Here is a 14,032-nt window from a genome sequence, read left to right as displayed (position 1 = left end):
TCCTTCCTTAAATCCGGATGTCCAGGCCGCTGTCGGCGGCCGTCTTCAGGCCGGGCAGCAGTTCGGGGGTGATGACGATGTCTTCCTCGCCGGTCAGGGCGGCCTGGAAGGCGCGGCCGCTGAAGGCGCGCTGGCCCTGGTCGCCGAAGTCCTGGAAGGCGAGGAAGGGGTTCTGGTTCTGGCCGCTGTTCTGGCTCGAGACGTCGAAGCTCAGGGCGTTGTCGGCGACGTTGAAGCCGGCGTCGGCCAGGGCCTGGCGCAGTTCGCCGGCCTTGTTGCGCAGCTCCTGGGCGGCGTGGACCGTGTCGAACTTCATCGAGGCGGTCAGGGCGCCGTCGCGGCCGATCTCGATACGCACGTCGACCTTGCCCAGGCCTTCCGGCGTCAGGGCGACGTCGAAGCGGGTGGTCTTGGCGTCGGCCTTCTTGACGATCTCGGCCGACAGGGCCGCGACCGTCTCGGGCGAGCCGCGCACCGGAGCCGGCGCGGCGGCCGGGGCCGAGGCGCTGGCCGCCGGAGCCTGCAGGGCCGGAGCCGGCGCGGCCAGGGCGTTGGTGTCCACGGCGGCGGCGGTGGCGGCCGGGGCGTCGACCGCGGCGACCGTCGCGGCGTTGGGGTTCGAGCCCTTGCCGTCGGTGTTCGTTTTGCCCCCGTTTCCGGCGGCGCCCGCGGCGACGGCGGTCACGGCCTGGGCGGTCTCGACGGCCACGGCGTCGGCGGCCTTGGCCTGGGCGGCCAGCGGCGCCGGCGCGGCCTTGGGGGCCTCGGCGGTCTTGGGGGTGGCCGAGGCGACTTCCGGCGCGGCGGCCTCGACGGTTTCCACGGCGGCTTCGGCCGTCGCCGCCTCGGCGACCGGCGCGACCTCGGCGACGACCTCGGCCTGGACAGGCGCGACGACCGGCGCGGCGACCGGGGCCGGCGCGGTCGGCTGGGCCAAGGCGACCTTCGGGGCCTCGGCCGTCTTGGCGGCGTCGGCGGCGGGCTTGGTTTCGGCGGTCTTCGGCGCGGTCTGGTCCACATCGCTCGCGGCGACCGGGGCCGCGGCGTCGGCCGAGAGCTGGGCCAGGGCTTCAAGCGCGGCGGCGTCCACGGCCTGGCCTTGCGGCGCGGCGGCTTGGACGGCGGCGGCGGCGGTCGGCTGAGCCTGGGCGGCGGTCGCCTGGGCCGGCGTCGCCGACGCTTGCTGAGCGGCCGGCGCGGGCTGGGCGGGCTGGGCGGCGACCGGAGCGGTCTGGGCGGCCGCGACGACGGCGGTGAAATCGGCGGCCTGGTCGGGGGCCGTGGCCTCGACGGCCGGCTGGGCGTCACCGGTCGCCACGACCTGGACCGTGGCTTGCACGGGGACGGTCATGGCCGCGATCAGGGTGGCAGCGGCCTGGGCGGCGGCGGCTTGAGCGGCGGCGTCGGTCGTATCGGCCTGGGCGGCGTCCGAGGCCTTGTCGGCGGTGTCGGTGGCCTTGTCCGAAGCGGCGGCCTTGTCGCCGGCGGCGTCGGCCTTGGCGTCCTGGGTGGCGTCGGCCCTGTCCGAAGCCCGGTCCGAAGCCTTGTCCGAGGCGCGATCGGCGGCCCGGTCAGCGGCCTTGCCGGCGGCGTCGGCGCGATCGGCGCGGGCGTCCTGGGCGGCGTCGGCCCGATCATCGGCCCGGTCCGCGGCCTTGGCGTCGGCCTTGGACGTATCGCGCGCCGGCTTGTCGGCCGTCTTCACGTCGCGCCGGTCGTCCTTGGCCTCGCGGGGCTCGCTCTTGCTGTCCGAGCGCGCGGCGCGGGGCGCGGGGGCCTCGTCGTCCTTACCCGCGATGGCCAGCAGGGCGTCGAAGCCGTCGTTCGACGACTTGGCGCTCGCCGACGGGGCCGGGGCGGCGGGAAGAGCGGCGGTAGGGGCGGCGATCGCGGTCATTCGCAGTCGTTGCTCGCTTGGGCTCGGTTGGTGCGGCGGTCCATGACGAACACGCTTTGATCGACTTCCCTCTGAGCAATGGTCGGGCCAACTCCGAAAACCACCTCTAACCAACGGATTTCCTTCGATTTAATTCCTTGTTTACGAAGAAAAATCGCGCCTTGTGCGGCGCTTTTTGCCGAGTTCGAGGGCCCGGCAAGGACGTCTGTTGCCGCGTCGCCGCGTCGCAAGGCCGCCTCCGGGCCAGTTGGCGCCGTCCTTGCGCAGGACGTCTTGTCGAATTTCCGACCACCGGAACATATCGCCATGAATTTCAATGGCTTGGCACATATCGGGGATCCAATCCCCACCGCGACCCGGCAAGTTTCGCCGGGCAATGACGCGTCTTGCGTTGCGCGGTTTGCCGAGCTGCAAGGAGCCTATGCATGTCGCTGAACGCGATCATGAGCACGGCGACGTCCGGCATGATGGCCGCGCAGACGGGTCTGCGCGTCACGTCGGACAACATCGCCAACGTCAACACCTCCGGCTACGTCCGCAAGACTGTCAGCCAGTCGAACCTGCTGTCCAACGGCATGGGCGTGGGCGTCAGCATCGACGCCATCAAGCGCGCGACCGACCGCTTCCTGCAGTCGGCCAGCCTGAACGCCTCTTCCGACGGCAGCCGCGCCTCGGTCGTCTCCGACACCCTGAACAGCGCCCAGCAGCTGTTCGGCGACCCTAGCGGCGACACCAGCTTCTTCTCGACCCTGGACGACATCTACTCGGCGTTCTCGGCGGCCCAGGATGATCCGTCCTCTTCCCTGCTGCGCACCCAGGCGCTCACGCGGGTGGACGACTTCCTCAGCGAGTCCAGCCGGATCACCTCGTCGCTGTCCAAGCTGGGCAAGGACGCCGACGCCCGCATCTCGGGCGATATCGATCGCGTCAACGACCTGCTGGACCAGATCAACGGCCTGAACACCGACATCACCCGCGCCAAGGTGGCCGGAGCCGACGCCACCGGCGCCGAGAACGTCCAGAGCGGGCTGGTCGACGAGCTCAGCAAGCTGATGAACGTCCAGATCACGCCCCGCACCCTGGGCGGCATCTATGTGCGCTCGACCGAAGGCCTGCCGCTGGCCGGCGACGGCGCGGCCAAGCTGACCTACCAGACCTCACCGACGGCCACGGGCTATCTGACGGTGCAGCTGGCCAACGGCTCGGTCCAGCCCACCCCGCTGAACATCTCCAGCGGCGAGATCAAGGGCCTGATGGATGTGCGCAACGTCGAGCTGGTCAGCCTGTCCGACCAGCTAGGCGAGTTCACCTCGCGCGCGGCCGAGGAAATCAACCGCGCGTCCAACGCCGCCTCGTCGGTGCCGGCCCCGACCACCCTGAACGGGCGCGACACCGGCCTGGACGCCCAGGCCGCGATCACCGGCTTCACCGGCAAGACCACGATCGCCCTGACCGATAGCGGCGGCGTCATCCAGCGCCGGATCGACATCGACTTCGACGCCGGCACGATGACCGTCAACGGCGCCGCCGGCCCGGCCTTCACCCCCGCCGACTTCATGACCCAGCTGAACACCGCCATGGGCGGCTCCGGCGCGGTGGGCTTCTCGGGCGGCGCGCTCAGCATCACCGGGAACGGCGGCCTGGGCGTGGCCATCCAGGACGATGCGACCACGCCGGCGACCAAGGCCGGCAAGGGCTTCAGCCACTATTTCGGCCTGAACGACATCATCCGCACGAACGGCTACTCGCCCTACGAGACGGGCCTGACGGCGGCCGACCCGAACGGCTTCACCTCGGGCGCCATGACCATCCGCCTGACCGACGTCGAGGGCGGCCGCATTCGCGACATCACCGTCGCCCCGCCTCTCGGCGGCACGATGCAGGACATGCTGGACGCCCTGAACTCGCGCGCCTCGGGCACGGGCCTGTACGGCCAGTTCTCGCTGAACAGCAAGGGCCAGATCAGCTTCGCCTCGAACAGCACCACGCCGGTGACGATGTCGATCCAGGCCGACACCACCGAGCGCGGCGTCGGCGGCCCCTCGGCCAGCCAGCTCTTCGGCATCGGCCCGGCCGAGCGCAGCACCCGGGGCGAAAAGTTCTACGTCAACACGGCGATGGACCAGAACCCCAAGCTTCTGCCCTTCGCCAAGCTGGACCTGACCCAGGTGGTCGGCGGCGCGGCGGCCCTGGCCATCGGCGACGGCCGCGGCGCCCTGGCCCTGGCCAAGGCCGGCGAGACCACCACCGCCTTCTCGGCCGCCGGCGACGCCTCGGCCGTCACCATGACGGTCAACCGCTACGCCTCGGACTTCAGCGGCGCGGTCGCCCGCAAGGCCGCCACCGCGGCCAGCCGCAAGGACGCCGCCGAGGCGGTGTCCAGCGAAGTCGACAGCCAGCGCCAGTCGGAAGAGGGCGTGAACCTCGACGAAGAACTGATCAACCTGACCACCTACCAGCAAGCCTTCAACGCCTCGGCCCGCCTGATCCAGGCGACCAAGGACATGTTCGACGTGCTCGTCGGAATTATGAGGTAGGCCATGACCCGCGTCTCCACCGTCCAGAACTACAACATCATGACGTCCAACCTCATGAAGGCGCAGGTGCGCCAGAATGACGTCGGCGCCCAGGTGTCCAGCCAGAAGGTCGCCTCAGACCTGAAGGGTTACGCCAAGAACGCCGAGATGCTGACCGCCATGCGCGGCACGCAGACGCGCATCAACGGCCTGATCGACCAGTCCAAGATGGTCGGCAACCGGCTGGAGATGCAGGACACCGGCCTCGGCCGCATCGGCACGGCCACCCAGAGCGCCCGCGAGGCCATCGCCAACTCGCTGGCGGCCGGCAACGCCACGACCCTGATGCAGCAGCTGACCGCCAGCTTCGGCGAGGTGGTCCAGGGGCTGAACACCAAGTCGAACGGCCTCTATGTCTTCTCGGGCGCCAAGACCGACACCGCCACCACCACGGCGACCGTCATGACCGACCTGACCGCCGCCGCGGCGACCACGGACCTGTTCCAGAACGACCAGTACGTCCAGACCAACCGGGTCGACGAGCAGACCAGCGCCAAGACCGGCATCCTGGGCGACGCGGTGGGGGTCGACGTGTTCGACGCCTTCAAGCAGGTCCAGGCCTATGTCGACGCCAACGGACCGTTCACCGGCAACCTCAACGACACCCAGGTCTCGTTCCTGAAGGGCCTGCTGCCCACCTTCGACAACGCCTACAAGGGCGTCATCGACGCCCAGGGCAAGAATGGCGTGACCCAGAAGCGCTTCGAGAGCGCCCAGAAGGACCTGTCCAACCAGGCCGACACCCTGACGACCATGGTCGGCGGCATCACCGACGTCGACATGGCCGACGCCGCCACCCGCCTGCAGGCCGCCCAACTGGCCGTCCAGGCCTCGGCCCAGGTGTTCAGCAGCCTGCAGCAGTCGTCTCTGCTGAACGTCCTGAAGTAGGGGCGGCGACAAGCCGCCCCGCCGCGACCTCGCAAAAAGGCCCTCCAGCCGCTATATGGCGGCGGATGAACGCCGACCTGCTGTCCCCTGCCCCCACCGACAACGCCGACGCCCTCATCGCGCGCGCGGTCGAACAGGTGCGCGCGGCGGTCGGCCTGCCGGAGGGAACGCGGATCGTCGCGGCCATGTCCGGCGGCGTGGACTCCACCGTCACCGCCGCCCTGCTGGCCCGCGCCGGCTATGACGTGGTCGGCGTGACCCTGCAGCTCTACGACCACGGCGCGGCGGTCTCGCGCAAGGGCGCCTGCTGCGCCGGCCAGGACATCCTGGACGCCCGCATGGCGGCCGAGCGGATCGGCATCCCGCACTATGTGCTGGACTACGAAAGCCGCTTTCGCGAGCAGGTCATCGAGGACTTCGCCGACGCCTATCTGCGCGGCGAGACGCCGATCCCGTGCGTGCGCTGCAACCAGACGGTCAAGTTCCGCGACCTGCTGGACGTGGCCCGCGATCTGGGCGCCGAGGCCATGGCCACCGGCCACTATGTGCAACGGGCCTTCACGGGGGGCGGCAACCGCCCGCAGCTGCGCCGCGCCGCCGACCCGGCCAAGGACCAGAGCTACTTCCTGTTCGCCACCACGCGCGACCAACTGGACTTCCTGCGCTTCCCGCTGGGCGGCATGGACAAGCCGACCGTGCGCGCCGTCGCCGCCGGCCTGGGCCTGGCCATCGCCGACAAGCCCGACAGCCAGGACATCTGCTTCGTGCCCGAGGGCAAGTACACCACGGTCATCGACCGCATCCGGCCGCAGGGCGCGGAGCCGGGCGACGTCGTGCACCTGGACGGCCGCGTGCTGGGTCGCCACGAGGGTGTGACCCGCTACACGATCGGCCAGCGCCGGGGCCTGAACATCGCCGTCGGCGACCCGCTGTTCGTGGTCCGCATCGACGCCGACAAGCGCCACGTGATCGTCGGTCCGCGCGAGGCCCTGCTGACCGCGTCCCTGACCCTGAAGGAAGGCAGCTGGCTGGGCGGCCAGGACAGCCTGGAAGCCGCCGCCGAAGACGGCCAGCCCGTGCTGGCCCGCGTCCGCTCGACCCGCGAACCGGTCTCCGGCCGCCTGGCGCTGAAGAACGGCGAGGTCGCGGTCGTGTTCGACGGCGCCGAGGAAGGCGTCGCCCCGGGCCAGGCCTGTGTGCTGTACGATCCCGCCGATCCCGAGCGCGTGCTGGGTGGCGGCTTCATCGCCGGCACGACGCGGACGATGGATCTCGACGCAGCCTGATCCCCTTGCCATTCTGGCGCGCCGTCGACTAATCGACCCGCATGCCGCGAGCCGCGCCAGGGGACTTCAAGAGATGACCGATCGAACGACGATCAGCCGGCGCGGCGCGCTGGCCGGCGGCGCGGCCCTGCTGAGCGCGGGCATGGCCAAGGCCGCGGTTCCGGAAGCGGAGGGCTACGCCCAGATCCCGGGCGGCAAGATCTATTGGCGAAAGTTCGGATCGGGCGGCAAGACGCCGCTTCTGACCCTGCATGGCGGTCCCGGCGCGGCGCACAACTACCTGCTCTCGATGAAGGCCCTGGCCGACGAGCGCCCGGTGATCTTCTACGACCAGCTGGGCACGGGCAAGGCCGACGCCCCGACCGACGCGGCGATCTACACCGTCCAGCGCTCGGTCGACGAGCTGGATGCGGTGCGCAAGGCCCTGGGCCTGGAGAGGGTGGTGCTGCTGGGACACTCGTGGGGCTCGATGCTGGCCATCGAGTATCTGTGCCAAGGTCGCGGCGCGGGCGTCGAGAAAGTCATTCTGGGCGGCGCCCTGGCCAGTGTGCCCCAGGCCATGGCCGGCCAGCAACGGCTGATCGACAGCATGCCCGACGGCTTCGCCGCCAAACTGCACGGCCTGGAGAAGGCCGGTAAGATGGACACGCCCGAATACGCTGCCCTGACCCAGAAGTTCTACGACAATTTCGTCCTGCGGGTCCCACCGACGCCGGACGCCCTGGTCTCGTTCGAGGCCCTCTCCAAGTCGATCGCCTACCGGGTGATGAACGGTCCCAACGAGTTCTACATCACCGGCGTGATCAAGACCTGGGACCGCCGCAAGGACCTGAAGGCCATCACCCAGAAGACCCTGATCACCACCGGCGAGTTCGACGAGGTCACCCTGGACTGCCACGAGACCATCCGCGACGGGATCTCCGGACCGAAGCGCATGGTGGTGATGAAGGGCTGCTCGCACATGACCATGGTCGAACAGCCGGACGCCTACAACGCCCTGGTACGGGGGTTCCTGGCCGAGACCTGAGGCCGGTCGCCCGCCAAGGGATCGAACCGGGCGGCGCGGGGTTCTGGTTGGGACAGCCAATAGGAACGCCCGTATGCTCCGCTCCCTACTCATCGGCCTGTCGGCCGGATCCCGTTCCATGACGCCGCTGGCCGCGGTCAGCGAGGCCGCTCACGGCGGTCATCTGGCCGACAACAACCCCTCGGCCCGCCTGCTGGGTCACCCGCTGGTCGCGGCGGGAACCAAGGCCCTGGCCGCCGGCGAGCTGTGGGGCGACAAGCTGAAGTCCGCGCCCGACCGGATCGTGCCGCTGGGCATCGCCGCGCGGGTCATCACCGCCGGCCTGACCGGGGCGGCCCTGGCGCCACGCAAGCGGATGCTGCTGGGCGGCGCGATCGCGGCCGGCGCGGCGGTGGCGGCGGCCTATGTCATCTTCAACCTGCGCATGCGGGCCATCGACCGCTTCGGCCAGACGCCCAGCGGCCTGGTCGAGGACGCCCTGACCGTCGGCGCGGCCCAGCTGGTCACGCGAGCCCTGCGATGACCCCGAAGAAACCCGCGCCGCGCCCCCGAACCGCCCAAGCCCAAGGTCACGGCCGAGGGCGTCCGCCGCCAGCGCCAGCACATCAAGGACCTGACCGGCGAGGATCCTTTGCGCGGCGGCGTCGCGGACTAAGGCCGCGCCATTCGGCCGCAGCGTAAGGGCCACGCTTTCCGTGCGAAAAACCGCGTTATTCACGCGGCCTTCACCATGACTCGCCAAGCTGCCGACAAGATGCGGATATCGCAGACATCGACGATCGACGCGGCCCAGTCCTCGCTCGCCTTTCCCGGCGGCGTCGCGGCCGCGACGGCCGCGTTGAACGACACCAGCGGCGCGGTTGGGGTCGACCAGCAGCTGAACGCCTATCACGCCCTGGCCAATCGCTATAACGGCGCGGGCTACGCCGAGCGCGCGAGCCTGACCCAGGCGCTGACCGAGTCGCCCTTCGCCAAGACCATCCAGTCGGCGCTGAACACCTTCACCCGCTCGGCCTGGGCCGGCGCCGACGCCGCGCCGCCCGCGCCGCAACGCCAGGCGCTCGACGCCTTCAACGGCCTGTCCGAAACCGATCAGGCGATCATCGCCTCGCTGCAGGTCGGCGTTCAGGACAGCCAGGGGCCCAGTTCGGTCGCCGACTATCGCGGCCGCCTGCAGGCCGATCTCGAGGGCGTCCAGCCCGCGACGGCCGAGCGCCGCGACAGCATCACCCTGTCGGCCGAGGCCCAGGCTCGCCTGGCCGGCGGCGCCGCGCCCGACACTGCGCCCGCCGTCCCCGCCGACGCCACCCCCGAAATGGCCGCCGCCATCAGCGCCTACGGCAGGGCCGCGCGGTAGGGTCTGCATTCAGCTTCGAACCCCCAAGATCCGCCCTCCCCGGCGAAAGCCGGGGCCCAGATCGAACCCACGAGCATTCATGGGGCGGCGAGGCGAGAAAGCGCGTCAGCCCCAACCTCTCTGGATGGATCTGGGCCCTGGCTTTCGCCGGGGAGACGGTGATGGGGTATGAGGCTCGGAGGACGCTGAACCTGGATCCGCGCTAGACGATCTCGTCGAACGACAGCCCGATCTTGAACAGGCAGTAGCCGGTCTCGTCGACCCGTTTGGCGACATCGGGCGCGGTGTCGGCGCGTTCTCGGGCGAGGGTGAAGCGCCAGTCGTCCTCATTCGCTTCCGCCGGAAACGGCGCGCCCTCCGCGATCACCAGCCGATAGGCCGGCTTGTCGCGATGGACGTGGAAGCGAAAGCTCACTCGGCCGCGATCTTCACGGCCTCGAGGGCCTCGCCGACGGTCGGGGCCTCGGTCTTGCGCGGGGCGCGCTCCAGGTCGCGGCGCTGGACCACGTCGCCGCAGGCCTCGCAGGCCAGGACGGGATGGAAGGCGCAGCCGCAGGCCTTGTGATTGAACAGCACCGGCGAGTTGTCGCGGCCATAGACGTGGCGGTCGCCCCACTCGGCCATGGTCAGCAGCACCGGCGACAAAGCGAGGCCCTTCTGGGTCAGCCAGTATTCGTGGCGCGGCGGACGCTCGGAATAGCGCCGGGTCTCCATGACCCCGTTCTCGACCAAGCTCTTGAGCCGCGCGGCCAGGACATTGCGGGCCACGCCCAGCCGCTCCTGCCACTGCTCGAAGCGCTTCACCCCGGCGAAGGCGTCGCGCAGGATCAGCAAGGTCCACGGATCGCCCACGACTTCGAGGGTGGCGGCGACCGAGCAACGTTCGTTCGTATAGTCAGCTGTGCGGCCCATTTTGGCAGGGTGCGGCGTTCCGCGAGGGAAAGCAAGAGAGCGTTGCGTTTGAATATGAACCGGAGTAGGTTTTTTATCGCAATTGACTCTCTCGGTTATTGCAGACTGGCGAGCGGTCCGGCGATCCCCCGTCGAAACCGCTCGCCCCTTTCCATCACGCTCTCGCAACCGACTTGCGCATGATGCGTCGATGAGGGCCTATCTCGCCTCGAAATCAGCTCAGGGAGCCTCGTTCATGTCCGCCGATCCCGTCGTCATCGTCTCGTATGCCCGCACGCCGATGGGCGGCTTCCAGGGCGCGCTGGGCGGGGTGAAGGCCACCGAACTGGGCGCCAGCGCCGTGAAGGCGGCGGTCGAACGGGCCGGGGTGGCCGGCGACAAGGTCGAGCAGATCATCATGGGCTGCGTGCTGCCGGCGGGCCTGGGCCAGGCCCCCGCGCGTCAGGCGGCGCTGGGCGCGGGCCTGCCCCTCTCGGTCGAGGCCACCACCGTCAACAAGATGTGCGGCAGCGGCATGCAGGCCGCCATTCTGGCTCACGACGCCCTCGCCGCGGGCTCGGTCGACGTCGTTGTGGCCGGCGGCATGGAGAGCATGACCGGCGCGCCGTACCTGCTGTCCAAGCACCGCGCCGGGGCCCGCATCGGCCACGACCAGATGTGGGACTCGATGTACCTGGACGGGCTCGAGGACGCCTACACGCCGGGCAAGCTGATGGGCGCCTTCGCCGAGGACACGGCGGCCCAGTACCAGTTCAGCCGCGAGGCCATGGACGACTACGCCACGCGCGGCCTGGCCAAGGCCAAGGCGGCGATCGAGAGCGGCGCCTTCAAGGCCGAGATCACCCCGGTCACCGTCGTCAGCCGCAAGGGGACCGAGGTCGTCGACACCGACGAGCAGCCCCTGAAGGCCGACCCGGCCAAGATCCCGACCCTGCGCCCGGCCTTCGCCCGCGACGGCGGCATCACGGCGGCCAACAGCAGCTCGATCAGCGACGGCGCCGCCGCCCTGGTCATGACCCGCGAGAGCGTGGCCAAGCAACTGGGTCTGCCGATCGTCGCCCGCGTCGTCAGCCACGCCGCCCACGCCCACGAACCGGGCCTGTTCACCACCGCCCCCGTGCCGGCCATGAAGAAGGCGCTGAAGAAGGCCGGCTGGGAGGTCGCTGACGTCGACCTGTTCGAGGTCAACGAGGCCTTCGCCGTGGTCGCCATGATCGCCCAGCAGGAGCTGGGCATCGACCCCGACAAGCTGAACGTCAACGGCGGCGCCTGCGCCCTGGGCCACCCGATCGGCGCCTCGGGCGCGCGGATCCTGTGCACCCTGATCGCGGCCCTGCAGGCGCGCGGCGGCAAGAAGGGCCTGGCGTCCCTCTGCATTGGCGGCGGCGAGGCCACAGCGATGGCGGTGGAGCTGGTTTAGCGATTCAATCCTCCCCCTAGCGGGGGAGGTGTCGGCTCGAAGAGACGACGGTGGGGGAAGAGGCAAGCTCAGTAATACTTCCCCCACCGGCGCTTCGCGCCACCTCCCCCGCTAGGGGGAGGGTTTCTATATGTGGCAACGACCGCCGTCGCCCCGCGTTGGAAAGCCATGACCGACACCTTCCGCCACAACCCCGAACTCAGCCGCTACGAGCTTGAGGAGGACGGGCATCTCGCCTGGGCCGACTACCAGCGCGCGGGCCACCGGCTGGTCATCCCCCACGTCGAGGCCGACATGGCCCTGCGCGGGACCGGCGCGGCCGGACGGCTGATGGGCAAGGTCGCCGAGACCGCCCGCGCCGAGGGCATGCGGATCACCCCGCTATGCTCCTACGCGGCGGCCTGGCTGAAGCGGAACGATCCGGACCTGATCGCCTAGCTCTTCAATCCGTTTCCCCGGCTTTCGCCGGGAAGTTGGTTTATTTGTTGATCGCGGGAGCGGTGACCGCGCTCTCGAAGCTCCCCGCCGCCCCCGGGAACACGACCGGGCTTTCCCAGCCGTCGGCGCTGACCGACGAGACCCCGAAGAAGAAGTCGTCGATCACGACGTCCTTCAGGGTGGTGGCGGTGTCGCCAGCCGGGACCCAGCGGCTGAAGCGCCAGGTCGGGTCGGTCGTGCCGCGCCACCAGACCTTGTGGCCCGCCGCGTCCGGCGTCGGGCTCCAGGACACCTTGGTGTCCGGACTGACCGCGCCCTCGATCTTGACGCCCGCCGGCGGCGCGGGGGCCGAGGCCAGGCTGGCCATGGCCACCGTGTTCAACCGCGTCACCTGGGCCAGGTAGGCGAAGTCGACCCCGTCAATGGTGTCGCCATAGGCCTTGCCGTTCTCGGTGCGCAGGGTCTGGTGCTGGCGGTCGTAGTTCTCGACCGCCTCGGTCACCCGCACGGCCGGATAGCCGGCTTCCAGCAGCGGCACCTGGTCGCCGCCCCGGCCATAGCGGTCGGTGCGGTAGACCATGACCACGTCGAAATTGGTCAGGTAGCGGTCGGCCAGGCCGTCCAGGTAGCGGGCCAGGTTGCGCGAGGGGCTGTCGACCTCGCCGCCGTTGTAGCGCCGGCTGTTGGCCTGCTCCGGCGTCTCGACGGCCTTGGTGCCTTCGGAAAAGACCCGGACGTGGGTGTTGTCCATCACCCCGCTCTGGCCGCGGCTGTTGCCGACGATGTCGTTGTTGAGGTCGGCCTCGACCTTCCAGCCCTGGGCCCGGGCGTAGTCGGCCAGCACCTTGCCGCCGTATAGGCCTTGCTCCTCGCCCGACAGCACCGCGAACACCAGGGTGGCGGCGTACCGGTGCTTGCTGAGCACCCGCGCCGCCTCGATCACCGCCGCCACGCCCGAGGCGTCGTCATTGGCGCCCGGCGCGTCACTGGTGAAGTCCATGACGTCCGTGACGCGGCTGTCGATGTGGCCCGCGATCAGGATCACCCGGTTCGGATCGGTCGTCCCCTTCTGGATGGCCAGGACGTCCATGACCTCGACGCCGTTCGGCGCGCGCTTGCCGGTGAAGGTCTGGGCCGGAGTCTCGACTGTGAGGCAGCCGCCGCAGTCCTTGCCGATCGCCTCGAACCGCGCCTTGGCCCAGCGGCGCGCCGCGCCGATGCCGCGCTTGTCCGACCTGGTGTCCGACAGGGTGTGCCGCGTGCCGAAGCCGACCAGCGCGCGGATCGTGCTCTCCAGCGCCTTGGGATCGACGTCGGCGGCGATGGTCCGCAGCAGCGGCTGGTCGGTCGAAGGGGCTTGCTGGGCGTTGGCGGCGCCGGCGACCAGCAGGGCGGCGAGGGTTAGAGGCAGACGCATGCGGATTCCCCGGAAATCAGGGTCCGGACGTTGCCGATCAAGCTCTCGACACACAACCCCCAACCCCGATCTCCCCCTCCGTCTTCCCTGCGAAAGCCGGGACCCAGATTCAGTCCGAGCGATTTGGGATGATCCGAGACATGCCCTGTCAGCCCATCGAGCGCTCCGGGTTCGACCTGGGCCCCGGCTTTAGCCGGGGAGGTGGGATTATTGGGACCCCCGCGCGGCGATGAACGCCACCCGGTCTAGCACCTCGGGCCCCGCCGCCGGGCCGGCGGCGTACGCGAAGGCCTCGGCGGTGATCGGCTTGCCGCTGACCTTGTCGACCAGGATCGGCTCGGCCGCCTTGCCTGTTTCACGATCGACCAGCTGGCCGGCCACGCCCTCGGGCATGAAGTGGCGGTTGCCGAAGGCCAGCATGGCCGCCAGCACGCCGCCGAAGTCGCGACCCAGGTCGGTCAGCACGTATTCGAAGCGCGGCGGCCGTTCCTGGTAGCGGCGCTTCTCCAGCAGGCCGTTCTCGATCAGGGCCGCCAGACGCTTGGTCAGGATGTTAGGCGCCACGCCCAGGCTCTTCTCGAACTGGTCGAAGCGGGTCAGGCCATGGCCGGCGTCGCGCAGGATCAGGAAGGTCCAGCCGTCGCCGACCCGCTCCAGCGTGCGGCCGACCGGACATTGGGTGAGGGCGCGTTCAGATTTGCTCATGACGAAAGACTTGGCCACTTACTTGCGAAATGCAAGTTACCTCATAGCTATGCGGAACGCCGGACCGTTGGGGCCTCGGCCCACGATTGGACAAGAGGGACTTGAGACG

At 69.9% G+C, this 14,032-nt stretch carries 15 protein-coding genes; 9 read left to right on the top strand and 6 right to left on the bottom strand.

Going from position 1 to position 14,032, the window contains the following annotated elements:
* Positions 1-7: 7 nt before the first annotated feature.
* Together MZV50_RS26685 and MZV50_RS06195 are read right to left on the bottom strand one after the other, a co-directional pair.
* Entirely contained in the window at positions 8-1,897 is a 1,890-nt protein-coding gene (locus tag MZV50_RS26685; protein WP_436792210.1) for a flagellar hook-length control protein FliK, read from the bottom strand.
* Positions 1,894-2,127, bottom strand: a complete 234-nt coding sequence (locus MZV50_RS06195; protein WP_252633545.1) for a hypothetical protein — start codon at positions 2,125-2,127, stop codon at positions 1,894-1,896. Before MZV50_RS06195 ends, MZV50_RS26685 begins: the two co-directional genes overlap by 4 nt.
* Before the next feature lie 76 nt (positions 2,128-2,203).
* Between MZV50_RS06195 and MZV50_RS06190 the strand changes: the two genes are divergently transcribed.
* The 7 genes from MZV50_RS06190 (at position 2,204) to MZV50_RS06160 (ending at position 9,031) form a co-directional block, all read left to right on the top strand.
* Entirely contained in the window at positions 2,204-2,332 is a 129-nt protein-coding gene (locus MZV50_RS06190) for a hypothetical protein (protein WP_252633544.1), read from the top strand.
* A complete protein-coding gene (flgK, locus tag MZV50_RS06185) occupies positions 2,323-4,434 on the top strand; it encodes a flagellar hook-associated protein FlgK (RefSeq protein ID WP_252633543.1) in 2,112 nt (703 codons plus the stop codon). The genes MZV50_RS06190 and flgK overlap by 10 nt, the downstream gene beginning before the upstream one ends.
* A 3-nt stretch (positions 4,435-4,437) precedes the next feature.
* Entirely contained in the window at positions 4,438-5,361 is a 924-nt protein-coding gene (locus MZV50_RS06180) for a flagellin (RefSeq protein WP_252633542.1), read from the top strand.
* 65 nt (positions 5,362-5,426) lie between these two features.
* Positions 5,427-6,647, top strand: a complete 1,221-nt coding sequence (mnmA, locus tag MZV50_RS06175) for a tRNA 2-thiouridine(34) synthase MnmA (protein ID WP_252633541.1) — start codon at positions 5,427-5,429, stop codon at positions 6,645-6,647.
* 73 nt (positions 6,648-6,720) lie between these two features.
* Positions 6,721-7,674 (top strand): proline iminopeptidase-family hydrolase, encoded by a 954-nt coding sequence (locus MZV50_RS06170; protein ID WP_252633540.1) that lies wholly within the window; start codon positions 6,721-6,723, stop codon positions 7,672-7,674.
* Between the two features lie 118 nt (positions 7,675-7,792).
* Positions 7,793-8,197 carry a DUF4126 domain-containing protein gene (locus tag MZV50_RS06165; RefSeq protein ID WP_252633539.1) on the top strand — a complete coding sequence of 135 codons (405 nt, stop codon included), beginning with the start codon at positions 7,793-7,795 and terminating at the stop codon, positions 8,195-8,197.
* Positions 8,198-8,404: 207 nt separating this feature from the next.
* The gene (locus MZV50_RS06160) at positions 8,405-9,031 is read left to right on the top strand and encodes a hypothetical protein (protein ID WP_252633538.1); all 627 of its coding nucleotides are present in this window, start codon (positions 8,405-8,407) and stop codon (positions 9,029-9,031) included.
* Positions 9,032-9,233: 202 nt separating this feature from the next.
* On the opposite strand, the gene MZV50_RS06155 is transcribed toward MZV50_RS06160, so the two are convergent.
* Together MZV50_RS06155 and MZV50_RS06150 are read right to left on the bottom strand one after the other, a co-directional pair.
* The gene (locus tag MZV50_RS06155; RefSeq protein WP_252633537.1) at positions 9,234-9,446 is read right to left on the bottom strand and encodes a hypothetical protein; all 213 of its coding nucleotides are present in this window, start codon (positions 9,444-9,446) and stop codon (positions 9,234-9,236) included.
* A complete protein-coding gene (locus MZV50_RS06150) occupies positions 9,443-9,943 on the bottom strand; it encodes a winged helix-turn-helix transcriptional regulator (protein WP_252633536.1) in 501 nt (166 codons plus the stop codon). Before MZV50_RS06150 ends, MZV50_RS06155 begins: the two co-directional genes overlap by 4 nt.
* Before the next feature lie 235 nt (positions 9,944-10,178).
* Here MZV50_RS06150 and MZV50_RS06145 point away from each other — a divergent pair, with 235 nt between their 5' ends.
* Positions 10,179-11,363 carry an acetyl-CoA C-acyltransferase gene (locus MZV50_RS06145; RefSeq protein ID WP_252633535.1) on the top strand — a complete coding sequence of 395 codons (1,185 nt, stop codon included), beginning with the start codon at positions 10,179-10,181 and terminating at the stop codon, positions 11,361-11,363.
* 168 nt (positions 11,364-11,531) lie between these two features.
* Positions 11,532-11,801, top strand: coding sequence for a GNAT family N-acetyltransferase (locus MZV50_RS06140; protein WP_252633534.1), 270 nt, complete (start codon positions 11,532-11,534; stop codon positions 11,799-11,801).
* Positions 11,802-11,841: 40 nt separating this feature from the next.
* Here MZV50_RS06140 and MZV50_RS06135 read toward each other — a convergent pair whose 3' ends face one another.
* Entirely contained in the window at positions 11,842-13,218 is a 1,377-nt protein-coding gene (locus MZV50_RS06135) for a M20/M25/M40 family metallo-hydrolase (RefSeq protein ID WP_252633533.1), read from the bottom strand.
* A 207-nt stretch (positions 13,219-13,425) separates the two neighbouring features.
* Positions 13,426-13,923 (bottom strand): winged helix-turn-helix transcriptional regulator, encoded by a 498-nt coding sequence (locus tag MZV50_RS06130; RefSeq protein WP_252633532.1) that lies wholly within the window; start codon positions 13,921-13,923, stop codon positions 13,426-13,428.
* Positions 13,924-14,032 lie beyond the last annotated feature (109 nt).

It is taken from the genome of Caulobacter segnis (assembly GCF_023935105.1).
Lineage (GTDB): Bacteria > Pseudomonadota > Alphaproteobacteria > Caulobacterales > Caulobacteraceae > Caulobacter > Caulobacter segnis_B.
This window is presented reverse-complemented; position numbering and strand designations above follow the sequence as displayed.